Raw genomic sequence first — 25,206 nt, 5'->3', positions numbered from 1 at the left:
CAGATAAAATAGAAAACAAACTAATTCGAATTTTCATTACCAGTGATCACAAATCCCTTATTCAACCCTTCGATATAATTTAATAATAAGTCCCTTCCATCTTTTTTAACAGCAGAGGTGATAAAATATGGTGGTGGCTCCTCCCAATATTCTCCCATGCCATCTAAAAATGCTTCGACATTACGTGTGGTAGCGCCAGGTTTATTCTTATCACTTTTGGTAAATACGATAACAAAAGGAATTTCCCAGCGTCCGAGGTCATTTAAAAACTCATAGTCGATGTTTTGTGGCTCATGACGGCTATCGACCAAAACAAAAAGACAAACGAGATTTTCCCGTTTACGGATATAGCCTTCGATCATCTGTTCCCACCGTCGCCGGCTTTTCTGTGACACTTTTGCATAACCATAGCCGGGAAGATCTACCAGGTACCACTTCTTACGATCATTAGATACAATGTCAAAATGATTGATGAGTTGCGTTTTTCCTGGTGCCGAAGAAGTTTTGGCCAATGTCTTTTTATTGGTCAGCATATTTATCAAGGATGACTTGCCCACATTGCTCCTTCCTATAAAAGCATACTCCGGCCTGTCGGGTGGCGGGCACTGTTTAAAATCCGCATTGCTGATTAAATATTTGGCATCTTTAATTTCCATGAGGCTGCAAGATAGTGGATGAACAGAAATAAAGATGGTATGGCATTGCGGCTGACTATTGTTAAAAATCCAATCCCTTGCCAAAAGAGAAATCCTAAGCTTACCTTTGCCCCCCATGTCTAACCCCTTACCACACGACCATATTATACCATTTAAGGATTCGGGAAAAACCAAGAAAGAGCAGGTGGCTGAAATGTTTGATCGCATCGCCGGCCGTTATGATTTCATGAACCGTTTTCTCTCGGCCCGTACGGATGTAGGCTGGCGCAAAAAAGCCATTTGTCTGCTGAAAAAAGATAATCCCCAAACTATTTTAGATATCGCAACCGGCACGGCAGATATGGCAATCCGGGCTTGCAAAATGCTTAACCCGGCCCAGGTTGTAGGCATCGATATATCCCCACAAATGCTGGAAGTTGGGCGAAAGAAAATTGAAAAAGAAGGACTTGCATCTAAAATCCAATTACAGGTAGGGGATTCCGAAACAATAAATTTTGGGGAAAATACGTTTGATGCCGGGATGGTGGCTTTTGGCATTCGCAATTTTGAAAATCTGGAAAAAGGATTGGCTGAAATTTTAAGGGTTTTAAAACCTGGTGGACAATTAGTCATCCTGGAATTTTCAAAACCAAGGCAGCCTATACGCAGTTTCTATAATTTGTATATGGGTGTCATCGCTCCACAAATGGCCCGGTTGTTCAGGCAAAACAAGGAAGCATATGATTATTTGTGTGAGTCGGCCAATGCTTTTCCTGACAGGCAAAACCTGGTTGATATTTTAAATAAAACTGGTTATTCCGATACCCGTTATAAACCGCTAAGCTTAGGTATATGTTGCATTTACACCGGACGAAAACCCGAACGTTAAGAACCAAACTATGTCTCGTAGCTGGAGTATTGTTGTTTGCACAGGTTGCCCAAGCCCAAACCCGGGAGCTCTATCAATATGATCATGATAGCAAGCCATACTACTTCGGAATCACATTAGGGTCTAACATGTCCCGCTTTCAAACCTCGCTCCATTCCCGTTTTTTAGAAAATGATAGCGTCTATGTTGCAGAACCGAAGAACTCAAATGGCTTTGCGTTGGGCTTACTGGCTACTGCCCGCCTGTCTGATCGTTTCCAGTTGCGCTTTAATCCCCAGTTAATGTTTACAGAGCGCACCATCTATTATAAGTTAAAACATCCTGAAGGCGGTCAAACCGAAATCAATAAAACTATTGAATCGGTATTGGTCACTTTCCCCGTACAGGTCAAATTGCAATCCGACCGGATCGGCAACTTCCGGGTGTATATGATGACAGGGGTCAAAGGTGATATAGATCTTGCCAGCAATGCCCGTGCAAAACGTGCCGAAGACCTGGTAAAAATTAAAAAATTCGATTACGGCGTTGAACTTGGCCTGGGCTTCAACTTCTTCTTTCCCAGTTTTATTCTTTCACCCGAGTTAAAGATCAGCAACGGCCTTAACAATATTCATAGCCGTGATGCGAATTTAAAATACTCAAGTGTATTTGATAAGATACAGTCGAGGATGATCGTATTTAGTTTGCATATTGAGGGGTAAGACCGGCCCCATCCCAGCCTTCCCCCAAAGGGAAGGAGTCAACTCACAAACCTCGCTTTTTGGAATGTCAATTCTAATTTGAATCTTCGAAAATGCTAGTTAGCGATATAAAGTTGATGTGGCAGTTATGAAGTTGATTAAAGATATACAGCACCACTCCCTCTCCTTGGGAGAGGGAGAAGGAGGGTGAGGCCGCGCCGCTAAAAATCAAACTCCCTCCGATGCATATTCCATCTTACGCCAAACGATACAGTAGTACTATTGTCTGAAGTAACCGGAGCTGTTTTTGTTTCCTGTTTGCGATACGCTCCAAACAACTCCAGGAAAAGATTTTGCTTCCACTCATAGGATAACAGCAGCGACCCATACACCACATTCGTTTTCCATCCTGAACCAATATTGTATCCATAATCACCCACCCTGTAAGGTGGTGTATTAGGCAAGAAAATATTACTTCCATAGCTTACCGCACCAGTATCTCTTCCCTGCTGGTAAATGATACCTTTCACTTGTACCATCCATTTAGGTGCAGGTTGATAACGAGCTATACCTATCAGCTCTTTGAAGTTTGCCATCAATGGATGTGCTAAAGGCTGATTATAGTGTGTATAATTTGCTACGGAATCCCTGTGAGCATACGTGAATGGTCGAATCCTGTTATGCTCAATTTGCAGATCAAGATTTTTGATATTGAAGGCGTCAATGTATTTGGCCCCCATCTGTATTCCGAACTTGTTACCCCACCAACCCCGGTTCGCTCTTACCTCAGAAAGTTTAAATTCATCCAGCAATAACTGTCCATATACCTGGAAACGTTTGGCAATATTGGCTTTAAGATCGAGACCCACTACCGCATTGTCCTGGCTCCCGTTTTGTTGTTCGATCGACCGGTAAAAAATGATGGGATTTAAATAAGAGAAATCGAACTTATTAGTACGGCCAAAAACGACGCCTTCAAATAAACCCACATTTAACCATTTCAAAATATTGATATCAAGATGATGCATTACAGCATACTTCTTACCCAGCAACTTGTCGCCACCCCGCTGATAAGCATTGTGCAACTCCATGAACAAGTTTTGATAATTGAACTTCCATATCCTTGTATTTAACTTCAGGAAAAGATTGTTACTGCCAAAATCACTCAGGAATAAACTGCGATGCCCGTTTCCAATAAAATTTTTATCATAGCCAAATGCTACATCAATGTATTTGGCAACATTGAAAGTAAAATATCCTCTTGCATCAAAATAGTCGAGGCCGCCCGCTGCTTTAAAACTTTTATAATAACCATTGCCCGGTACAGCTTGCCGGTCGCTTACCCATTGCTGTACATAGGCAGGATCCCTTTCCTGGTTATCGGTGAGGTAGGCCGAAAACCCGATCTTATTGGCAATTTTCCCCCTTACAGTCAACCCCCTGGTATTTAAAAACAATGATTGATCATTGTCGCTTTCTTTCGAAATCACATATTGTACAACGGGGTTAATGATGAGGTCAAAATCCTTTACATGCACTTCGTAAAGGTTGGCGGGAGTCGTATAAAAATTTTTCAGAATAGGTTTTTTGCTTTTATATAATTCGAGCTCTTCCGGTGTAAGCCACTCAGTATTGTTCATATAGAGACTGCGCAAATTATAAGCGTCCACTTTTGACAAAGCAGATGAGTCCACTTTTTGCAAATAACTTCTCACGCCATTTATCACATATTTGTTACGGTTAAAATACCTGGTTTTGGAAAAATTAAGCACCGAATCCGTCCCTGCTTTGATCTCCATTCTTTCGAGTAGGATATTTTGTTTATCGCCCTGGGACAGGTAAGTGGATTGAGACCAACCGGCAACCGGTAAAAGAAATACAAATAGTCTTACAAGGGTTTTTTTAAATTGCATTCCAACAAGTTTAGGATAACAGTTAACAAATTATGCAAATATATCTGATTAAAAATATTCATGTCGTCAATGAAGGATCGATTTCAACGAATGATGTATTGATAAAAAATGGCCGTATCGAAAAAATCGGGCCACGAATCGATGCGCCTGATTCAAAAACGATCGAAATAGATGGCGAAGGCAGGTATCTTTTACCAGGAGCTATCGATGACCAGGTTCACTTCAGAGAACCAGGGTTAACGCATAAGGCGACGATCTATACAGAAGCAAAAGCAGCCGTAGCAGGTGGTGTCACCAGTTTTATGGAAATGCCCAATACCCTGCCGCCAGCCTTCACACAGCAGTTGCTTGAAGATAAATATTCCATTGCTTCCCAAACATCGTTAGCCAATTATTCTTTCTACATCGGGACGTCCAATGAAAATGCGTCAGAAGCTTTAATAGCAAATGAAAAAAAGAATGACATCTGCGGCATAAAAATATTTATGGGCTCATCTACCGGCAATCTGTTGGTGGACAATCCGCTTACCCTCGAAAAAGTCTTTAGTGAAAGTGAACTGCTGATCGCTACCCATTGCGAAGATGAAAAGATCATCAAAGAAAACCTGGAGAAACTAAAAGCGGAAAACCGGGAGCTGACGGCCAAAGATCACCCGGTGATCCGGAACGAAGAAGCCTGTTTTGAATCTTCCTTTTATGCGGTCCAGCTTGCTAAAAAATACAATACACGTTTACATATATTGCATATCAGCACTGAAAAAGAATTACAACTTTTCAGCAATATGCTGCCATTAACTGAAAAGAGAATAACCGCCGAGGTTTGCGTACATCATTTACATTTTACCAGTGACGACTATGAAAGACTGGGCAACAAAATAAAATGTAATCCTGCCATCAAAGCTCCGAATAATAAAGAAGCCCTGTGGAAGGCTTTACTGGATGATCGTTTGGATGTAATAGCCACCGACCATGCACCCCATACTATCGAAGAAAAAAATGAACCCTACCTGAAAGCTCACGCCGGGCTACCATTGGTACAGCATTCCGTATTGATGATGTTACATTATCACAAACAGGGGAAAATATCGCTGGAAAAAATTGTACAGAAAATGAGCCATGCCGTAGCCGATTGTTTTCAAATAAAGGAAAGAGGCTATATCCGTGAAGGTTATCATGCGGACCTGGTGATCGTTGACCTAAACAATAAAACAAAAGTGTCGAAAGAAAACATTTTATACAAATGTGGGTGGAGCCCATTAGAAGGTGTTGAATTTCCGGCGGTCGTCACCCATACATTTGTAAATGGGCATTTAGTATATACCTGTCCCGACCCCGGTGTCGGGGGAAATGGCGTATGGAATACGGTATGGGATGAATCTAAGAAGGGCGAAAGATTAAAATTTGAACGCTAGGCAGGAACGCAGATAATCATGATAGTTATGATAAATGGTACTCTGTAACCTACAGCGATAGCCTGGCAACTCTTAATAATCATAACAACCAGCGTTCCGACATGCAAATAGACCATATCTCATTTAATGACATTTCCATCTTTCACCCGGAAGAGGAATTTTCGATTTTTCACAAACTGAATTTCACCCGCACCAGTGGTGGCAAGGAATGGCTACGCAAATTTTTCACAGAGCCGCATAGCGATTTAAAACGAATTATCGGCACACAGAAGATCATCCGCACATTAATGGAGCATGTAGATGACTGGCCCGAAGATATTACTAACGGCACCTTACTGGTAATGGACAAATTCATGGATTATTCCCTTGACCCTATCAGTGAACGAAGCAATACCTTCAACAGCGTTTTATACAAATGGCTTCACAGCGAAGACTATTCGATGGTGAAATACTCCATTCCGCATTTTGCTGATTTTTTCAGAGGGATCAAACAAATTGTAGCATTACTGGATGGTCTTGACCTCCCAACCAATATCAGTATCTATATAGAACGCATCCGGCATATCATTCAACATGAACCGTTGCAACTTTTGTCGAAAACAGAAAGAGGCCAGCGATTCTCCATTCGGGAAAATCTTTATTTCGGCTTTTATCTCCGCACCAGGTATAAAAATAATACACTGGAACTGATCGATATTTTCAGTCGGCTCGATGCGTGGTATTCGATGGCGGTTGCTGTAAAGACCTATAAACTTTCGTTTCCCGAATTTATAGACCAGGAAGCACCCCTGGTAGAAGCGAAGGGGCTTTATCATATTTTGATTCCAAAGCCTGTCGCTTATGATTTGCAAATGAGCCCCGAACATAATTTTCTTTTTTTGACGGGAGCCAATATGGCCGGCAAAAGCACTTTGATCAAATCCGTAGGATCAGCTGTATTCCTCGCCCACATGGGAATGGGGGTGCCAGCGACCAGTATGAGACTCACCCTATTTGATGGCTTGCTCAGTAATATTAATGTAGTGGATAATATTGCAAAAGGTGAAAGCTTTTTCTTTAACGAAGTACAACGCATAAAGAATACCATCGATAAAATTAATAATGGCAAAAAATGGCTGGTACTGATTGATGAATTATTCAAAGGCACCAATGTCCAGGATGCGATGAAATGTTCGCTAACAGTGATTAAAGGGCTGATAAAGATGAAAAACTCTCTGTTTATTCTATCCACCCACCTATATGAAATTGGCGAGGAGTTAAAAGTTTTTCCCAATATTTCTTTCCGCTATTTTGAAACGAATGTAGAAAATGACCAATTGCAGTTCAGCTACCAGCTGAAAGAAGGGATCAGTAATGACCGGATTGGATATGTAATTCTCAAAAGAGAAAAGGTAGTGGAGATGTTGGAGAAATTGTAGTCTGAACCGGGACCTGCCTGCTGGCAGGCAAGTTTATGTGATTAATGGGATTCGCAGGAGAAATATCTTCCTTATTTTGTGCCGTATGCTAAAACTATTTTTTTCCACCAGTTTGATATTGTTGTTTATTGCTACCAGTGGGCAGAGCAAAATCGATGTATTACATTATCGTTACCAGCTTGAAGTAAATGATAACAATGATAGTATTTATGGAAATGCTAGTATTACTTTCACCACAAAAGAAGATATCAAGCTTTTGTCCTTTGATTTATCAACGATAAATAGCCGCAAGAAAGGAATGATGGCTTCTGAAGTTGGCTTTAATGATCCAAATTCATTATCAACAAAATTCAGCCAGGAAAATAATAAGCTAATCATTCAACCTCAGACTACTATTTTAAAAGGTGACACGCAGAGTCTTTTTATTCATTACAAAGGCGTACCCGCCGACGGTCTCATTATCTCTAAAAACAAATACGGCCATCGCAGCTTCTTTGCCGACAACTGGCCCAACCGGGGACATAATTGGATACCCTGCGTAGATGATCCCGCTGATAAAGCCACTGTAGAATTTATTGTAACAGCACCCCAACATTACCAGGTCGTAGCTAACGGTATACAAATTGAAGAAACCAATTTAACAGAAGGAAAGAAAAGAACCCATTGGAAAGAGGATGTACCAATCTCTACCAAGGTGATGGTAATAGGCGTTGCAGACTTTGCGGTTAACCTTTCTGGTGTTGTTGATAATTGTATCCCTGTTTACAGTTGGGTTTACCCCGAAGACAGGGACAAAGGTTTTTATGACTATGCACAGGCCAATGAAATACTTCCTTTCTTTATAAAAAATGTTGGACCATATGGCTATAAAAAATTAGCTAACGTACAATCCAAAACCACTTTTGGCGGGTTGGAAAATGCCAACACGATTTTTTACTATGAAAACTCCATTACCGGCACCCGAAAATCAGAAGCTTTATTAGCACACGAAATTGCACACCAGTGGTTCGGTAATATGGCCACTGAAAAAAGCTTTGCGCATCTGTGGCTTAGCGAAGGTTTTGCTTCTTATATGACCATTCTTTACCTGCAAAGCAAATATGGTGCAGATACGGCAACCAAGATGTTGCTGGAAGACAGGTTGCAGATCATTGATTTTGCTAAAAAGAATACCGCGCCGGTAGTAAATGAAACCAAAAATTATATGGAGCTACTCAATGTCAACAGCTACCAAAAAGGCAGTTGGGTATTGCATATGTTGCATCGGCAATTGGGAGATTCGGTTTTTTGGAAAAGCATTCGCAGGTATTATGCGGACTATGCCGGCAAGAATGCTGACACCAAAAACTTGCAACAGGTGTTTGAAAAAGTATCGGGTAAAAATTTGGAAACTTTTTTTTATCAGTGGCTATATACTTCCAGCATTCCAAAGATTGACATCCGTTGGAACTATCTCGCAAAAGAGAAAAAACTAAGTGTGACGATAAGGCAACAACAAAAAGTTCCTTTTGTATTTCCGTTGGACCTCCAACTAAAAACAGCCACAGGCTTTTCTTCAGTTAAGTCGATACAGGTTTCAAAGCAGGAAGAAACTTTTTTTCTTCCGGTGAAAGGACAAATTACTTCCGTTAAGGCTGATCCCGAAACCGCTCTCCTGTTTGAAGGGAATATCACTGGAAAATAATCTTTCATAAACTTATTCGCCCAAATCATAACGATTTCTTTTATTTTATTGACAGAAAAAACAAATTATCTTAGGTTATCATTTCCGGATAATCTTAAAAATCTTACAAATCCCGGTTCAGATAATGCTTGTAAAAACATTTGGAAGTGCTGTATACGGCGTGGAAGCGACTTCAATTACCATCGAAGTAAACTGGCTATCATCACAGGGTAAAGACCCGATGATCGTTGGCTTGCCGGACAATGCCGTGAAAGAAAGCCTGCAAAGAATAGAAAGCACTTTTAAAACAAACGGCTACCAGTTTCCAAGAACAAAAGTAGTAGTGAACCTCGCCCCTGCTGATATTAAAAAAAGCGGGACTGCTTTTGATTTGCCTATTGCATTAGGTATACTTGGCGCATCTGAACAATTAGAAAACAAAGAAGCATTAGCCAATTATGTGATCATGGGTGAGCTAAGCCTCGATGGTGAAGTAAGGGCTATCAAAGGAGCATTACCTATTTCCATCCAGGCAAGAAAAGAAGGATTTAAAGGTTTGATCGTGCCGAAAATGAATGCCCGGGAAGCCGGCATGGTCAACAATCTGCATGTGTACGGCGTGTCGCATATAAAGGAAGTGATCGATTTTTTTGAAAATGAGGAAAAAGGATTAGAACCGGTTGTCATCAACACAAGAGAGGAGTTTTTTCATTCCCAATGTGATTTTGAAATTGACTTTACGGATGTAAAAGGACAGGAGAATATTAAACGGGCATTGGAAATAGCAGCAGCAGGGGGACATAATGCAATATTGATCGGGCCACCCGGCGCCGGAAAAACGATGCTGGCCAAACGCCTGCCAACTATTCTTCCGCCACTCACTTTACAGGAAGCATTGGAGACAACAAAAATTCATTCTGTAGCCGGTAAGCTTCCCGAAAATTCAACGCTGGTTTCCAAACGACCTTTTCGTTCACCCCATCATACTATTTCAGACGTGGCATTGGTCGGTGGCGGAGGTATTCCGCAGCCCGGTGAAATTTCTTTGGCGCACAATGGCGTTTTATTCTTAGATGAGTTGCCCGAGTTTAAAAGAACAGTATTAGAAGTAATGCGGCAACCAATGGAAGAAAGGAGGGTGACAATTTCAAGAGCGAAAATAGCTATTGATTTTCCTGCGTCTTTTATGTTGATCGCATCAATGAATCCATGCCCTTGCGGTTTTTATAATCATCCCGACAGAGAATGTACTTGTCCGCCGGGGGCCGTGCAAAAATATTTGAACAAAATATCGGGGCCATTGCTTGACCGTATTGACTTGCATGTTGAAGTAACCCCTGTTGCTTTCAGCGAATTGTCAGCGATCAAACCACAGGAAAATTCTTCGTCCATACGTGACCGTGTTATCCAGGCAAGAGAGCAACAGGCCGAACGATATAAAGACAACCCCGGCATTTATTGCAATGCGCAAATCAGCAGTAAAATGTTAAGAGAGATTTGTGTGATCGACCAGGTAGGTTCCAACCTGTTGAAACTCGCTATGCAAAAATTAAATCTTTCGGCAAGGGCCTACGACAGAATATTAAAAGTGTCAAGAACCATCGCCGATCTTTCATCCAGTGAAAACATAAAACCAGAGCATCTTGCCGAAGCCATACAATATCGAAGTCTTGACAGGGAGGGATGGGCGGGGTGAGTCAAAGGTGAAAAGACAAAAGTGAAAAATCCAGATTGCCGATGTAATTGTAAAGATTTTCTAAACGCCTGCATTTATGAAGATAGAAGTTGTCAAAACAGGTTTGGAAGAAATCAAATCTTTCCGGCTGATGTTCCTGCAGGAAAACAATTTCCAGTTTATACACGACAAATGCCATTATTATGGATGGGCTGACACATACTTGTTTTTACGTGATGATATAAAGATCGGGTATGGCTCCATATGGGGTAAAGATAAACGGGAAGACAGAGATACAATATTTGAATTTTATATTATCAAACCATACAGGAAACTATCCGCTGATATTTTTAAACAACTTCATGCAGTATCTTCGGCTACATATATCGAATGTCAAACCAATGATCTGCTGCAGACCGGCTTGTTATACGAGCATGCAAAAGAGATAACTGCAGAAGCCATTCTTTTTAAGGACCATTTTGAAACCAATTTTCAAATGCCGGGTATGATTTTTCAAAAAAATATTCCGGCTTCTTCAAACCCCAACGATATTCAATATGTTTTAAAACAGCAGGATGAAGTGGCAGCAACCGGCGGGCTGATGTTAAATTATAATTTTCCTTACGCCGATATCTATTATGAAGTAAAAGAAGAGCACCGGCGCAAAGGTTATGGCAGTTTTATGATTCAGGAATTAAAAAAAGCGGCCTATGAGATGGGAAGAGTCCCCGCCGCCCGTTGCAATATAAAAAACCGGGTCTCCAAAGCCGCCCTGCTCAAAGGAGGTTTGACCGTTTGCGGATATCTATTGACCGGTAAAATAAGCTAAGAACCGGCCTGCTGCTAAGTTGTCATTTTTTACGAACTTGTACGCTATTTGATTGTTGTTTCTCTTTTGCTCATATAGTTTCCCTTTTATGAAGATATTATTTCGCTATCTTAAGCCTTATAAATGGTTGGTAATATTGACCCTTGTGCTGGCTGGTATCAATATTGGCTTTTCACTGTTTGACCCGATCATTTTTGGAAAACTCGTTGACCTGGCAGCTTATCACCAAACAACTGAGAACTTTTCCTGGCACGATTTCCTTTATACTAAACAAACAGTCACTGTAAATAAGGCATCAGGGGAACCTGTAAAGCAGGCTTTGTATGGCGTAGTTTGGCTGCTACTAGCTTCGATTTCGGTAGCAATGATCAGTCGTATCGCCAAAGCCTTCCAGGATTATTTTTTAAATCTTGTTACGCAAAAATTTGGCGCCACTGTATTTACGGATGGATTGCAACACGCCATGAAGCTTCCTTACCATGATTTTGAAGATCAGCGAAGCGGTGAAACATTGGGCATCCTGCAAAAAGTAAGAACGGATACGGAAAAATTTATTTCCACTTTTATTAATGTATTGTTTCCGGTATTCGTGGGAATCGCTTTTGTAGCGTTTTATTCCTTTACCAAAGATTGGCGGTTGCCCATCATTTATTTCGGCGGAATCTTTTTGCTCACTTATATTTCGAACCTGTTAAGTAAAAAGGTAAAGGTCATCCAAAAGAAAATCGTTTCACAAACAACCTCTTTGGCAGGTGCAACTACCGAATCACTCCGTAATATCGAACTGGTAAAAAGTCTTGGCCTTACTCAACAGGAAGTTGGTCGATTGAACAAAAACACTTTCAAAATTCTCGGGCTTGAGCTGACCAAGGTAAAACGTATCCGAAGTATTAGTTTTATCCAGGGCACATTTGTCAATACGCTTCGCCAGGTGATTTTATTTATGCTGATGTGGCTGGTATTTCGGGGTGAATTACAACCCGGCGAAATCGTAACCATGCAGATCTTTTCTTTTTTTGTATTTGGTCCGTTGCAGGAAATCGGCAATATCATTCTCTCCTATCGTGAAGCACAGGCATCACTGGAAAATTTTCAGAGCCTGATGCAAAAGAAACCAGAGCCACAGGCAGCCAATCCTATGCACCTTGGTGACATTCGTAAACTGCAGTTTGAACATGTTGGCTTCAAGCATCAAACAGCGCAACAAAGTGCAATCAACGATATTAGCTTTGAAGTATCCACCGGCGAAACGATCGCCTTTGTGGGACCATCAGGTTCAGGCAAAACGACGTTGATGAAGTTACTCGTGGGACTTTATCGTCCGCAAAAAGGAAAAATTCTTTACAACTCGCTGGATGAAACAAAGATCAACTTCGAAGACCTTCGGCGACAAATTGGCTTTGTCACCCAGGACACACAATTGTTTTCAGGCACCATCCGGGAAAACCTGATGTTTGTAAATCCTGCTGCGACTGAAGATGACCTTTTCGATGCATTAAATAAAGCTGCCTGTCAAAATTTATTGTCAAGGGCTGAAAAAGGATTGGACACTACCATCGGTGAAGGTGGTTTGAAATTGTCCGGTGGAGAAAAACAAAGATTATCTATCGCCAGGGCATTGATCCGCAAACCAAAACTATTGTTGTTTGACGAAGCAACGTCCGCACTGGATTCACTGACCGAAGAAGAAATAACAGACACCATCCGTGATATTTCCCGCGAAGGCAACCAGGTTACTATCCTGATTGCACACCGTCTCTCCACCATCATGCATGCCGACAGAATTTTTGTATTGGAAAAAGGCGATGTAGTAGAAACAGGTTCACATGAAAGCCTGCTCGAGGAAAAAGGTTTGTATTATGCCATGTGGCGCCAGCAGATCGGCGAAAGAAAAACAAAAGTTTTAACGGCTTAAGATACTTCCATGTCGATCCTTTCTTTTTTAGGCCTTGGTAATAGTAAGATAAAAGATGCCTTATTTAGGGGTGCGTTGATAATCGACGTACGGTCCGCTGCAGAATACGACCAGGGCAAGATTCCCGACTCTATCAATATACCAGTAGACCGCATTCCCATCAATGCAAAAAGAATCCTGGCGATGAATAAACCTATCGTTTTTTGTTGCACGTCGGGTCATCGGAGCAACCAGGCGATTCAATACCTGAAAGAAATGGGATTAACAGAGTATTACAATGGCGGCAATTGGCATAGATTGCTAAGAATAGTGAACAGGCTATAAAAACGGCCTCACCTCCCATCCTCCTCTCCCAAGGAGAGGAGGCGGTGCTTCATATCTTTCCTATCTACATCTCTACCACATCATCTTTATACCCCACTCAACAATTCCGGAGACATTTATTGTTATCGACATCTCCGAAAAGCGAGGATTGTGTATTGGTGGCTTCCCCTATTGGGGGAAGTCGGAAGGGGGCCGTTCCTTTCCCTTCCACAAATCCGTAAAGAAGTTTGACTTTTCTAAATCTTCCATATCACTTAATTCCAGTTCCAGCGCATGGGTGCTTTTTGAGATTTCAATCAGTGAAATGATCAGGGATGCCAACAAGCTGATCAGGCTTAGAGCAAATACATATTTGATCAGCACACTCCATTGCTGGTACACACCGTACATGGTAATTACACAACACAAAAAACTAAACACACCTGCTCCCTGCATGTATCGCACCAGGTTAATACGCTGGCGAAGTATCCTGATCTGTTTCAACAAGAGATGATTCTTTTCGCCCCGCATATATTCATCATGTAGTTTTCGGATAAGGTTGGCCAAAGCGAGATACCGGTTGGTATAGGCCAGCAACAACAAACTGATAGCCGGAAATAATAAAGCAGGGGTATTAAAAGTGATTTCCATGATTAAAATTATTAAAGTTAGGACAACGGCACTTCTGCTAAACCGATACTGAAATAAAATTGTAACTTAAATGACCTTTTGGGATAATAAGTCCAGGCTGACATTATTTTTTTGAGTTTGAAAAATATCACTCCCCGGAAAAAACAAATGCTATTGGAGACAAAATAAGCCAGCCAAAAATTTTTGTGGGCTCTGCAATAATGCAAACCGATGGCAACCAGGCTTACGACTACTTCGCATCTAAATTGATTACTATTTAAATGAGAAAGATTTTGCTTTATACCCTTTTAATTTTATGCTTATGGATCGTTTTAGCGCAATGCGTGGTATTTAAGTTTCGATGGAGTGATTCGAAAGCTCACAAGCTTTTTGCCGCCCGGCAAGTGCCATTGGATATTCATGATACAATTATTGATAAAAGGCATTTACATTATGCGATAAGCGGTTCCGATAGTTTGCCTTCGCTTATTTTTTTACACGGTAGCCCGGGCAGTTCAATGAACTATGCAGAATATATGTGGGATCCTGACTTGCAAAAAAAGTTTAGACTGGTAAGTATTGACAGGCCTGGATTCGGTTTTAGTGATTTTGGCCAGCCACTACATCTGCAGGACCAGTGTAAACTGATTTTACCCCTGCTACAATCATTGAAAACGAAGCAACCCATGTATGTCTGCGGGCATAGTCTGGGAGCTCCAATTGCAATACAGTTAGCAGCAAGTGATCCAAATCTTTTTGAAACAATCATTATAGCATCAGGTTCCATTGACGCTAAGCAGGAAAAAAAAGAAACCTGGCGAAAAATCATGAATGTAAGACCACTCTACTGGCTTTTTCCAGGTGCACTGGGCCCAAGTAATACCGAACTAATCTATTTGAAAACTGATCTCTTGCCTTTACAACAAGAGTTTAAAAAAGTAACCTGTAAGGTTCATTTTATACACGGCGACAAAGACAAATGGGTACCGATTCAAAACATTGCATATGGCACAGCCATGCTGATAAACGCTGAAAAAATTACGATTGATACGATAGCCGGGGCACAACACCTGATTCCCTGGAAAAATAAAAAAGAATTCAGGGATATGCTTTTGAATCTATATTAAACTACACAGGAATAGTGTCTATAAATTCTCAATCACTCCTGCAATACCCTGCCCACCACCTACACAGGCTGTCACCATTCCATATTTCTTATTTAACCGCTTCATATCATTCAACACCTGGATGGTGAGTTTCGCTCCGGTACAACCTAATGGGTGTCCCAACGCAATGGCTCCACCATTAATGTTAACTCTGGCAGGATCCAACCCTACTTCACGAATAACGGCTAATGCCTGCGAAGCAAAGGCTTCATTTAGTTCGACAAGATCAATATCGCCCAAATTCATCCCTGTCTGTTTTAAAGCTTTTGGAATGGCAGCGACCGGTCCAATGCCCATCACTCTTGGTGGCACTCCGGCTGAGGCACAAGCTACCAGGCGACCAATTGGTTTCAGCCCAAGCTCATTAATCATCTTTTCTCCCATCACGATCACGAAGGCTGCACCGTCGGAAGTTTGAGAAGAATTGCCGGCCGTTACCACACCATTGGCGGCAAATACTGGTTTCAATTTGGCCAGGGCTTCCCTCGAAGTATCAGCCCTTGGGCCTTCATCCGTATCTACAGTATAATTTCTTTTTTGCTTTTTTCCCTTTGCATCCAGGTAAATCTCTTCTACGGTAATCGGCAGGATACCACTTTTGAAGTAACCATTTTGTATCGCCGCTATCGCCTTTTGGTGAGAGTTATAGGAAAACTCATCCTGGTCTTCACGGCTTACATTGTATTCTTTCGCTACCGCTTCGGCTGTCAATCCCATGCTCAGGTAGTAATCGGGATCATCCTTGGCAATGGAATAGGCGGGCACAGTTTTCCATCCTGCTGTAGGCACCAGGCTCATACTCTCAGTTCCACCTGCAATGATGCAATCCGCCATACCAGTACGAATTTTAGCAGTTGCCATGGCTATTGTTTCAAGACCTGAAGCACAATACCGGTTAACCGTCACACCAGGTACATCAAACCCCAAAGCACGGGCAGAAATGATCCGGCCAAACTGCAATCCCTGCTCGGCCTCCGGAACAGCATTACCCACAATGACGTCATCAACCTGTTTGGGATCCAATTGAGGCACCGAAGCCATAACTCCTTTGATCACTTCCACCGCCAGATCATCAGGACGATAAAAACGAAAACCACCACGTTTGGTTTTACCAACAGCTGTTCTGTAACCGGCTACTATATAAGCTTCCTGCATAGCGAAAAGTTTAAGACGTTTAAAAAGTTTAAAGTTTTTTGGTTTGTAGTTTGTAGTGCTTTACCCGGTTTATTTAACCATAAATTCAAAACTATAAACCATAAACAATTTGGTTGTTTATGCAACTTTCAATATCAAATTTAATCAGACTTGGCTTATCCACCAAGCTGTCTTTAAAGTTCATTTATCTTCGCCGCCATTATGTATAACACTCTGCGACGCATACTGTTTTTTTTCGATCCGGAATGGGTTCATTACTTCTCTATGAATACCCTCAAACTCCTTTGCAGCGTAGGTTTTATCCGGAAATCGATCGAACTCCTTTTTTCACCAAAAAATAAGAGCCTGCAAAGCCATCATTTTGGATTAGCATTTAAAAATCCGGTAGGCCTGGGTGCCGGTTTTGACAAAAATGCCCGGTACCTGAGAGAGTTAGAAGCTCTTGGTTTTGGCTTTGTTGAAATTGGCACAGTGACTCCACTTGCACAGGCAGGCAATGAAAAACCAAGATTATTTCGGTTGCCCGCAGATAAAGCGCTGATCAACCGCATGGGCTTTAACAATGATGGGGTTAAAGTAATAGCTGAACGATTGAAAAAATGGAGTGAGAATCAGTCGGCAGTCGGCAACAAACTAATAATTGGCGGAAACATTGGTAAAAACAAGGTCACTCCTAATGAAGACGCCTGGAAAGATTATGAGATTTGTTTTAAAGAGCTGCATCATTATGTTGACTATTTCGTGGTAAATGTCAGCAGTCCCAATACACCCGGATTGCGGGAACTGCAGGAAAAGGAATCTTTGCGAAAAATTTTACGACATCTGCAGATGATCAATAATGGCAAAGCGATTTCAAAGCCTATACTGTTAAAGATTGCACCAGATCTTACACCGGAACAGGTAGATGATGTAGTGGACTTGGCCATGGAAATACAGCTTGATGGATTAGTTTGCAATAACACTACTACCAGTCGAATTGGGCTTGAAACCTCAACAGAAGAAATTGAGAAAATCGGGCCCGGGGGGCTTAGCGGCCTGCCGGTTAAAGCAAGATCAACGGCATTAGTAAACTATATTCACCAACGAACAGGCGGATCCGTGCCGGTAATCGCTTCCGGTGGAATTTTTACCGGAACAGATGCCAAAGAAAAATTAAATGCAGGAGCGTCATTGCTGCAGGTGTGGACGGGTTTTATTTACGAAGGTCCATCCATCGTAAAAAATATTTGCAAAGAGTTAATCTAAATTCATCCACAACTATTTTATCAGCACATTTGCACAATAGCCAATCAGTATATTAACTATGGAACATTTATTTACCAGTGAAAGTATTATCAGTTTTTTCATTCTTGTTATTCTGGAAGTCGTACTAGGCATCGACAATGTCATTTTCGTCAGCATCATTATGAATCGCCTGCCAACGGTAAAAACCCAAAAAACAGCAAGGCGCATCTGGATGATCACTGGTATTATTTCACGCAGTTTGTTGCTGTTGGCACTTGGCTGGCTGCTCTCACAAAAAGGCAAAGCGGTATTCAGTATTTCCGGCAAAGGCTTTGACCTCGCCAGCCTGGTAATGTTAGCCGGAGGTATTTTCCTGATCTATAAATCCGTGATGGAAATACATCATAAACTCGAAGGAGAAGATCCTAATGTAGCCGCCGCTAATATTAAACCATTATCGCTCGGAAAAGCGATTGCACAGATCATGGTGATTGACGCGGTATTTTCATTTGATAGCATCATTACAGCCGGCGGTACAGCCAAACATGTTGAGATCATGATTGCAGCCGTAGTAATCGCCATGTTCATCATGTTTACTTTTAGTCCTAAGATCTCCGCTTTTATACATAAGCATCCTACGTTAAAAATGCTGGCCCTTTCGTTTCTTGTCATGATCGGGTTAAGCCTGGTAATAGAAGGATGGGATGCCGAATCAGCAGAACAACTGCACCTGAAAAATTACATTTACTTCGGCATGGCCTTCTCCTTTGTAGTAGAATTATTGAATATGGTGATGCGCAAGCGTATGGCCAGTAAACGGGTAGTAGAGTTGAATGAGCCGCAATTGAGAGATGATATAAACTACTCCGACCAGGCAAAGTAGTGTTGCTGTTAATCTGTTTATAAGTTAATTGGTTAATTCATTTAGTTGTTGATACTGATAAACCAATTAACTGATTAACATTAATCTCAACGCATTCTTAAAATTGTAGCAGCAACAATACCGGCTGTTTCGGCCCTGAGTCTTGTTTCTCCCAATGCTACTGCATCAAAATGATGGGCAATAGCCATGTCTATTTCCTGCTCAGTAAAATCCCCTTCGGGGCCTATGAGTATGATTTGTGAAGGAAGCGTCTCATTAACCAAATCAGCCAGGTTTCTTTTCTGATTTTCTATGCAATGCGCAATAAATTTTTGCGAGGCTTTTGCCACTTCTTCCTGGCGAAATAATAATTCATAGGCAATCGGCTCATGCAGCACAGGCAGCCAGCATTGTTGTGACTGCAGCATGGCGCTGACTAAAATACTCTTCAACCGATCGTGACGAAATTTTTCTTTTTCTGTCCGATGGCAAATAAGAGGGATAATTTCATTGACACCAATCTCTGTTGCTTTTTCCAAAAACCACTCAAACCGGTTGGCATTTTTTAGAAGAGAAATAGCTACTGAAATTTTTCCTGGACCTTGTTGTTTATAACTTTTTTCCTGGACCTTAACAACACAGTGCTTTTTATGATCATCGGTGATAGATGTTGTAAGTAAGTTTCCCTTACCGTCAGTCAGGTTCACTAATTCCTGCTGCTTCATTCGCAATACCTGGATAATGTGACGGGAAGTATCTTCATCTAACAAAATCTCATTTTTAGATGGATCATAGTCATCGATATAGAAAAAGGGGAAAGCCATATGTAAAAATAAAAAATGTCCGGCCCAATGGACCAGACATTTTCAATTTATTCACCCCAATTAAAATGGGTCTTCATCAGCCGGTATATCATTCATCTTACTACCAGCTTGAATATATAACTTTTCTCCGCCGCCTCCATCCTGCACGGGTCTCCAGCCGCCTGACGGCAGACCGACACCACTGTATGGATCTTCATCCCAGTTGGTAAATTTTTGAATATGCAGCAGTGCTTTCAGTTTTACTGTTTCAAGAGAACCGTTTCTATGCTTGGCAATTTTTACTTCCGTGAGGCCCTTAATATTTTCTCCATCGGCACTTTGCGTCAGGTCATAGTATTCTGGGCGGTAAAGGAACATAACCATATCCGCGTCCTGTTCGATAGCACCCGACTCACGAAGATCACTCAACTGCGGTACCCGGCTGCCTTCTTTAGAACCACGCTGTTCAACCGCACGGCTTAGCTGTGACAAGGCAATGATGGGAACATTCAGTTCTTTTGCAAGGCCCTTCAGATTTCGGGAAATATTACTGATCTCCTGCTCACGGTTTGTGCCTCTGCCATCACCTGTTCCACTCATCAGCTGCAGGTAGTCGATAATGATCATGCCGATCTTATGCTGATTCTTTAAGCGACGGCACTTAGCCCGCAATTCAAAAATATTCAGCGCCGGCGTATCATCTATAAACAAAGGAGCTTGTGACAAACGTTGAATACCCCGTGCATATAGCTGTTTCATCTCATGTTCTTCCATTTTACCACGGGCAATTTTTTCCAGCCATATTTCACTTTCTGCAGACAGAATACGCTGTACCAACTGACCCGCACTCATTTCCAACGAGAACAAAGCTACTGCCGTAGGTTTTGTAGGATGCATGGCGGCATTCCGTGCAAGATTCAGGGCAAAAGCCGTTTTACCAACCGCGGGTCTTGCGGCGAGTATAATGAGGTCTGTATTTTGCCAACCATAAGTAACACGATCCAACCCGGTGAAACCACTCGGCACACCCGTTACATCTTCGTTGCGTTGACGCAGGTCCTCGATCCGTTTGATCGTATTCACCAAAACCGTATCAATGGAGTTATAGTCTTTGCGCAGGTGATTATTGGTGATCTGGAACAATTTATTTTCTGCATCATCCAGCAGGTCGAATACATCGGTTGAATCTTCATAAGCATCACCGATGATCTCACCACTGATCCGGATCAATTCACGTTGAATAAATTTTTGCAGGATAATGCGGGCATGGGCGTCAATATTGGCTGAAGATACCACCGCATTAGTCAGCTTGGTAACATAATAAGGCCCTCCTACCATCTCCAACTCTTCACGGCTGCGCAGCTCTTCGGCTACCGTTAATATATCAATCGGCTGGCTTTTGTTGGCCAGGCCCTGCATGGCATTAAATATCCGCTGATGTGCATCAACATAAAAACATTCAGGTTTCAGAATTTCTATTACCGCATCAAAAGCATTTTTCTCGAGCATAATGGCGCCCAGCACGGCCTCTTCCAGGTCCTTCGCCTGCGGCGGCACCTTGCCATATACCATTGTTCCCAGGTCTATCGAAGATCTTCTTTTCTGTTTCCTGTCTTTATTAAGGTTCGTCAGGTCCATCGTTCAGTTATAGCGATAAAAATTTAAACCATCAGTGTTTTATTCACCAATGACTTTAGGGCTAGTATTCCAGTCTTGCTTTAAGAAAATGTTACCTCTTTGTTATCGGAATGTTTTCCCGAAGTCAGACGGCGAAAATAAAGTTCTAATTCCATTCAAAAGCTCTTTTAAAAAACTTTTTCTTTCTACACTAGTTTTTCACCTGGCTGCTGGCGGTTATCCACAAACCGATTCTCAAACAATCCCAAAAGCCAACCATCAAATTAGTTAAAAATATCGGGCCGTTCTGTTAAAAGATAAGCACACCGGTGCATAAAAAGAGAATGGCGAACAGGCATTAGTAAATTGTCACCATTGTAACTTAACACAAACTTTATTCAATGACTTCTCAAAAAAAACAACCAATCACTATTGAAGATTTTTTACAGCAATCGGGAGCCAACCAGGTTATAGCAGAATTAAAAACTTATTTCAAGGATAAGCCATTGATGATATCAGATGTAACGGATAAAGCGGGACATCAATATGTCGACCTTGTACAGGAGGGCGGTGGCGTATTGGGCGTTGCTTTGGTTGGTTATACTTATGTGTTGGAAAAAATGGGCGTCAGGTTTTTTAGCCTGGCAGGAACCAGTGCCGGTTCTATTAACGCTATGTTGATGGCTTGTACCGGCAACAAGGAAGACGAAAAAGTAGAGAAGATCATAAAGGACATTCTGAGTCTTGATTTCTTTTCCTTAGTCGATGGAAAAGAATCCAACTGGAAATTCACGAAACGGGTGAAATCACTGGTACAAAAACTTTTGGTAAAAAAGAATTTCTTTCGGCGAATTGCCCGTATAATTAAATGGTTTGTCATCATACTTCTCGTCTTAACATTTGGCTGTTTTATCCTGAACTTCTTTGTACCAGGTGTTGCCAAATGGATCGGGTTTGGAGCAGGTTTTCTCTTACTCTTATCAATTCTAGGGTTGTATTCATTGCAAAAAAAGTTCAAACACTTTAGCCAAAATGGCTATGGATTAAATGAGGGTAAAGTATTTCATCGCTGGATCAGGCAGGTGATCGATTCCAATCACGTGCAAGCTGACGCTTCAAAAGGAAGTATTGATAACCTTGCAAAATTTAACCAGCATTTTATGCGGGTACCATCTGTCCTTTCAGTGAAGCCCGACTCCCGGCGCACCAACAACAATCCACCCGATACGCCCATGCTGACTATTATCACCTGTGATATTGTTTGCGAACGCAAAATCGAGTTTCCCAATATGTGGGACCTCTATTGGGCCAAACAGGAAGATGTTCACCCGGGTGATTTTGTCAGAGCCAGCATGTCGATCCCGGCTTTTTTTGAAACTTATTGCCAGGATAATATCCGAACCAAAAGCTCATTCGCTATTTGGGATAAACACTTGAACTGGCAAAATGAAAAAAAGAATATTCCGGATAAAGCCCAGTTTATCGATGGTGGTACTCTTTCTAATTTCCCAATCAATGTTTTTTACAATCCTAATTATCCCGTACCCCGCATGCCTACATTGGGTATCCGCCTGCAAGATGGAATAGTAGATGCAGTGAATCGCAGCAACAATACTTTTTTAAAGTATATACAATCACTTTTCTCAACGCTACGATTCAACTTCGACCGGGATTTTATTACCAAGAACAGGGCTTATAATTTTGGTGTCAGGCAGATCGATGTGCAGGATCATAGCTGGCTCAACTTTTTTATGGAAGACAAGGAAAAGATTGAACTCTTTCGCAAAGGTGCATTGGCGGCAGCTGAGTTTTTAAAGGGCTTTGATTGGGAAAATTATAAGGCGGAACGGCTGAGGAATTTTCAAATAGGATTAGAGAGATTTGAAAATCCGAATAATGTATAAAGGATAATAGAAACGATTTATATATGCTTTTAGCCTTTCCTTATCTTCGCAGCCAAATAAAGACGTAGCAGACAATGACGATTTCTTATAAATGGCTCAGTGAATATTTACCTGTGACAATTGAACCCGAAAGATTAAGCCGCATACTTACTTCGATTGGATTGGAAGTGGAGAGTATGGAAAAATATGAGGATGCAAAAGGTGGGCTCAAAGGCCTGGTGATTGGTGAAGTGTTGACTACAGAAAAACATCCCAATGCCGATAAACTTACACTAACTACAGTGAATATTGGTAGTACAGCACCCTTACAAATAGTTTGCGGCGCACCCAATGTAGCAGCCGGACAAAAAGTAGTCGTAGCACCAGTCGGCACCACTATTTATCCAGCCAACGGCGAACCGTTGACCATGAAGGTGGCGAAGATCCGAAGTGTTGAAAGTTATGGTATGATCTGCGCCGAGGATGAAATTGGACTGGGAACTTCACATGCAGGCATCCTGGTTTTACCGTCCGAAGCTAAAGTAGGTACTACTGCTGCCGACTATTTTAAGCCTTATGAAGACTGGATCTATGAAATAGGTTTAACTCCCAACCGCATGGATGCCATGAGTCATTGGGGCGTAGCGAGGGACGTTTGTGCTTACCTGAATCACCATGATAAAAAAGCGATTAAACCTAAATTGCCAACCAGCAATAGTTTTAAATCGGACAACCATTCACTTCCTATCGGGGTAAAAGTGGAAAACGTTTTGTCCTGTCCGCGATATTCTGGTGTGACCATTTCTAATGTAACCATCGAAACTTCGCCAACCTGGCTGCAGCAAAAATTAAAAGCTATTGGTTTACGACCCATCAATAATATAGTTGACATTACGAATTATATACAGCATGAAACCGGCCAGCCATTACATGCTTTTGATGCAGATGCCATCAGCGGTAAAAAAGTGATCGTTAAAAACCTGGCTGAAGGAACAACGTTTGTAACGCTGGACGAAAAAGAAAGAAAACTAAGTGCTGAAGATTTGATGATCTGCAATGAAAAAGAAGGAATGTGTATTGCCGGTGTATTTGGCGGCCTGCACAGTGGAGTGACTGATTCTACTAAAAATATTTTCCTGGAAAGTGCCTGCTTCGATGCAGTATCCATCCGCAAAACATCTTTTCGCCATGGATTAAGAACGGATGCTGCCAGTCGCTTTGAGAAGGGAACAGATATTTCTGCAACCGTAACAGTTTTAAAAAGAGCAGCCCTCCTTATCAAAGAAATTTGTGGCGGCGAAATATCATCTGATATAGTTGATGTGTATCCTCAGCAAAAGGAAAAAACACAGGTGGCAATAAAATATCATTACCTGAAAAAACTAAGCGGTAAAAACTATCATCCGGATACTATTAAAGATATCTTAACCAGCCTTGGGTTTGAAATTGTAAAAGAAGGAATCGATGAACTGAGAGTTGCTGTTCCCTATCACAAGCCTGATATCAGCCTTCCTGCAGACTTGGTAGAAGAGATTTTGCGTATCGATGGGCTGGATAATGTGACCATCCCTGATTCTATCACCATTACGCCTGCTGTTGAAGAAAATTATGCAACAGAAGTGTACAAGGAAAAAACGGCAGATTACCTCGTAGGCCTCGGCTTTTACGAGATCATGACCAACTCTATCACTAATTCGGCCTATTTCAGTGAGGAAGAACTGGATTCATCAGTAAAAATGCTGAATAATCTAAGTGCAGAGTTAAATATCCTTCGTCCTTCAATGCTGGAAACAGGATTAGAAGCAATTGCTCATAATCTCAACCGGAAAAATAATGACCTGCGCTTTTTTGAATTTGGTAAAACTTATTCAACAAGCGGCTCTGCCCAGTACAAGGAACCGGAGCATCTTTGTTTTTATATCACGGGAAAAAACAGTGAGGATAGCTGGAGAAGCAAATCAACCAACTCAGACTTTTATGTATTAAAAGGTGTTGTCGCAAAAGTTTTGCAACTGTTGGGCATCACCATCGATTCATTCGAAGCATTACAACACCCAAAATTTGAAACCGGTCTGCAAGGAATGATCAAAGGAGTAGTGGTCCTGCAGATAGCGATCGTACATAAAAAAGTATTGAACCGCTTTGACATTAAACAACCGGTATTCTTTGCCGATTTGAACTGGAATGCTTTGTCAAAAATTGCAGCCGCCACCAAGCCTTCTTTTAACCAAATTCCAAAATTCCAGGCCGTGCAAAGAGACCTGGCTATGATCGTTCCATCACAATTGGCTTATGAGGAGGTAGAGAAAACGGTGCAGAAGATAAAACTGAACAAACTGCAAGGTTTGAAATTGTTTGATATTTTTGAAAGTGAAAAATTAGGTGCCGGGAAAAAATCATTGGCAATTAATTTCACCTTTTTGGATGAAGAAAAAACATTGACTGACCAGGAGATCGACGGATGGATGAATAAAATCATGACGGCTTTAGAAAAAGATTTACAGGCGGAGATCAGGAAGTAATAGCAATTATTT

20 protein-coding genes are annotated in these 25,206 nt (G+C 41.5%); 14 read left to right on the top strand and 6 right to left on the bottom strand.

Features of this window, described 5'->3' with window-relative positions:
• Positions 1-20: 20 nt before the first annotated feature.
• Positions 21-656 carry a ribosome biogenesis GTP-binding protein YihA/YsxC gene (yihA, locus tag P2W73_RS06010; protein ID WP_276501097.1) on the bottom strand — a complete coding sequence of 212 codons (636 nt, stop codon included), beginning with the start codon at positions 654-656 and terminating at the stop codon, positions 21-23.
• 115 nt (positions 657-771) lie between these two features.
• On the opposite strand from yihA, the gene ubiE reads away from it, so the two are divergent.
• Together ubiE and porT are read left to right on the top strand one after the other, a co-directional pair.
• Complete coding sequence (ubiE, locus tag P2W73_RS06005) at positions 772-1,524, top strand: bifunctional demethylmenaquinone methyltransferase/2-methoxy-6-polyprenyl-1,4-benzoquinol methylase UbiE (RefSeq protein WP_276501096.1); 753 nt, start codon at positions 772-774, stop codon at positions 1,522-1,524.
• Positions 1,488-2,225, top strand: coding sequence for a type IX secretion/gliding motility protein PorT/SprT (porT, locus tag P2W73_RS06000; RefSeq protein ID WP_276501095.1), 738 nt, complete (start codon positions 1,488-1,490; stop codon positions 2,223-2,225). Before ubiE ends, porT begins: the two co-directional genes overlap by 37 nt.
• Before the next feature lie 200 nt (positions 2,226-2,425).
• Here the strand turns inward: porT and P2W73_RS05995 are convergent, their stop codons facing one another.
• Positions 2,426-4,117, bottom strand: coding sequence for a hypothetical protein (locus tag P2W73_RS05995; protein WP_276501094.1), 1,692 nt, complete (start codon positions 4,115-4,117; stop codon positions 2,426-2,428).
• Positions 4,118-4,149: 32 nt separating this feature from the next.
• Between P2W73_RS05995 and P2W73_RS05990 the strand changes: the two genes are divergently transcribed.
• From P2W73_RS05990 to P2W73_RS05960, 7 genes are all read left to right on the top strand, one after another.
• Entirely contained in the window at positions 4,150-5,529 is a 1,380-nt protein-coding gene (locus P2W73_RS05990) for a dihydroorotase (protein WP_276501093.1), read from the top strand.
• Between the two features lie 101 nt (positions 5,530-5,630).
• Positions 5,631-6,947, top strand: a complete 1,317-nt coding sequence (locus tag P2W73_RS05985) for a MutS-related protein (protein ID WP_276501092.1) — start codon at positions 5,631-5,633, stop codon at positions 6,945-6,947.
• A gap of 85 nt (positions 6,948-7,032) precedes the next feature.
• Positions 7,033-8,631 carry a M1 family metallopeptidase gene (locus P2W73_RS05980; RefSeq protein WP_276501091.1) on the top strand — a complete coding sequence of 533 codons (1,599 nt, stop codon included), beginning with the start codon at positions 7,033-7,035 and terminating at the stop codon, positions 8,629-8,631.
• Positions 8,632-8,755: 124 nt separating this feature from the next.
• The gene (locus P2W73_RS05975; protein WP_276501090.1) at positions 8,756-10,306 is read left to right on the top strand and encodes a YifB family Mg chelatase-like AAA ATPase; all 1,551 of its coding nucleotides are present in this window, start codon (positions 8,756-8,758) and stop codon (positions 10,304-10,306) included.
• A gap of 76 nt (positions 10,307-10,382) precedes the next feature.
• Positions 10,383-11,114 (top strand): GNAT family N-acetyltransferase, encoded by a 732-nt coding sequence (locus P2W73_RS05970; RefSeq protein ID WP_276501089.1) that lies wholly within the window; start codon positions 10,383-10,385, stop codon positions 11,112-11,114.
• A gap of 88 nt (positions 11,115-11,202) precedes the next feature.
• Complete coding sequence (locus P2W73_RS05965; protein ID WP_276501088.1) at positions 11,203-13,029, top strand: ABC transporter ATP-binding protein; 1,827 nt, start codon at positions 11,203-11,205, stop codon at positions 13,027-13,029.
• 9 nt (positions 13,030-13,038) lie between these two features.
• Entirely contained in the window at positions 13,039-13,353 is a 315-nt protein-coding gene (locus P2W73_RS05960) for a rhodanese-like domain-containing protein (RefSeq protein WP_276501087.1), read from the top strand.
• Positions 13,354-13,521: 168 nt separating this feature from the next.
• Here the strand turns inward: P2W73_RS05960 and P2W73_RS05955 are convergent, their stop codons facing one another.
• A complete protein-coding gene (locus P2W73_RS05955) occupies positions 13,522-13,983 on the bottom strand; it encodes a DUF2721 domain-containing protein (RefSeq protein WP_276501086.1) in 462 nt (153 codons plus the stop codon).
• A gap of 260 nt (positions 13,984-14,243) precedes the next feature.
• Between P2W73_RS05955 and P2W73_RS05950 the strand changes: the two genes are divergently transcribed.
• Positions 14,244-15,089, top strand: a complete 846-nt coding sequence (locus tag P2W73_RS05950) for an alpha/beta fold hydrolase (protein WP_276501085.1) — start codon at positions 14,244-14,246, stop codon at positions 15,087-15,089.
• An 18-nt stretch (positions 15,090-15,107) separates the two neighbouring features.
• On the opposite strand, the gene P2W73_RS05945 is transcribed toward P2W73_RS05950, so the two are convergent.
• Positions 15,108-16,283, bottom strand: a complete 1,176-nt coding sequence (locus P2W73_RS05945) for an acetyl-CoA C-acyltransferase (protein WP_276501084.1) — start codon at positions 16,281-16,283, stop codon at positions 15,108-15,110.
• 201 nt (positions 16,284-16,484) lie between these two features.
• Between P2W73_RS05945 and P2W73_RS05940 the strand changes: the two genes are divergently transcribed.
• Both P2W73_RS05940 and P2W73_RS05935 read left to right on the top strand, forming a co-directional pair.
• Entirely contained in the window at positions 16,485-17,528 is a 1,044-nt protein-coding gene (locus tag P2W73_RS05940) for a quinone-dependent dihydroorotate dehydrogenase (RefSeq protein ID WP_276501083.1), read from the top strand.
• 58 nt (positions 17,529-17,586) lie between these two features.
• Positions 17,587-18,390: a TerC family protein gene (locus tag P2W73_RS05935; RefSeq protein ID WP_276501082.1), complete on the top strand. Its 804-nt coding sequence runs from the start codon at positions 17,587-17,589 to the stop codon at positions 18,388-18,390.
• An 86-nt stretch (positions 18,391-18,476) separates the two neighbouring features.
• Here P2W73_RS05935 and P2W73_RS05930 read toward each other — a convergent pair whose 3' ends face one another.
• A complete protein-coding gene (locus tag P2W73_RS05930; protein ID WP_276501081.1) occupies positions 18,477-19,193 on the bottom strand; it encodes an RsmE family RNA methyltransferase in 717 nt (238 codons plus the stop codon).
• A gap of 60 nt (positions 19,194-19,253) precedes the next feature.
• A complete protein-coding gene (gene dnaB / locus P2W73_RS05925; protein WP_276501080.1) occupies positions 19,254-20,810 on the bottom strand; it encodes a replicative DNA helicase in 1,557 nt (518 codons plus the stop codon).
• Between the two features lie 380 nt (positions 20,811-21,190).
• On the opposite strand from dnaB, the gene P2W73_RS05920 reads away from it, so the two are divergent.
• A complete protein-coding gene (locus tag P2W73_RS05920) occupies positions 21,191-22,693 on the top strand; it encodes a patatin-like phospholipase family protein (RefSeq protein WP_276501079.1) in 1,503 nt (500 codons plus the stop codon).
• A 74-nt stretch (positions 22,694-22,767) separates the two neighbouring features.
• Positions 22,768-25,194 (top strand): phenylalanine--tRNA ligase subunit beta, encoded by a 2,427-nt coding sequence (gene pheT, locus P2W73_RS05915; protein ID WP_276501078.1) that lies wholly within the window; start codon positions 22,768-22,770, stop codon positions 25,192-25,194.
• Positions 25,195-25,206 lie beyond the last annotated feature (12 nt).

Origin of the sequence: Terrimonas pollutisoli, from assembly GCF_029360765.1 — a bacterium.
Taxonomy (GTDB): Bacteria; Bacteroidota; Bacteroidia; order Chitinophagales; family Chitinophagaceae; genus Terrimonas_B; species Terrimonas_B pollutisoli.
Note: the sequence above shows the minus strand (reverse complement) of the source record. Positions and strands in the feature narration are given on the sequence as shown.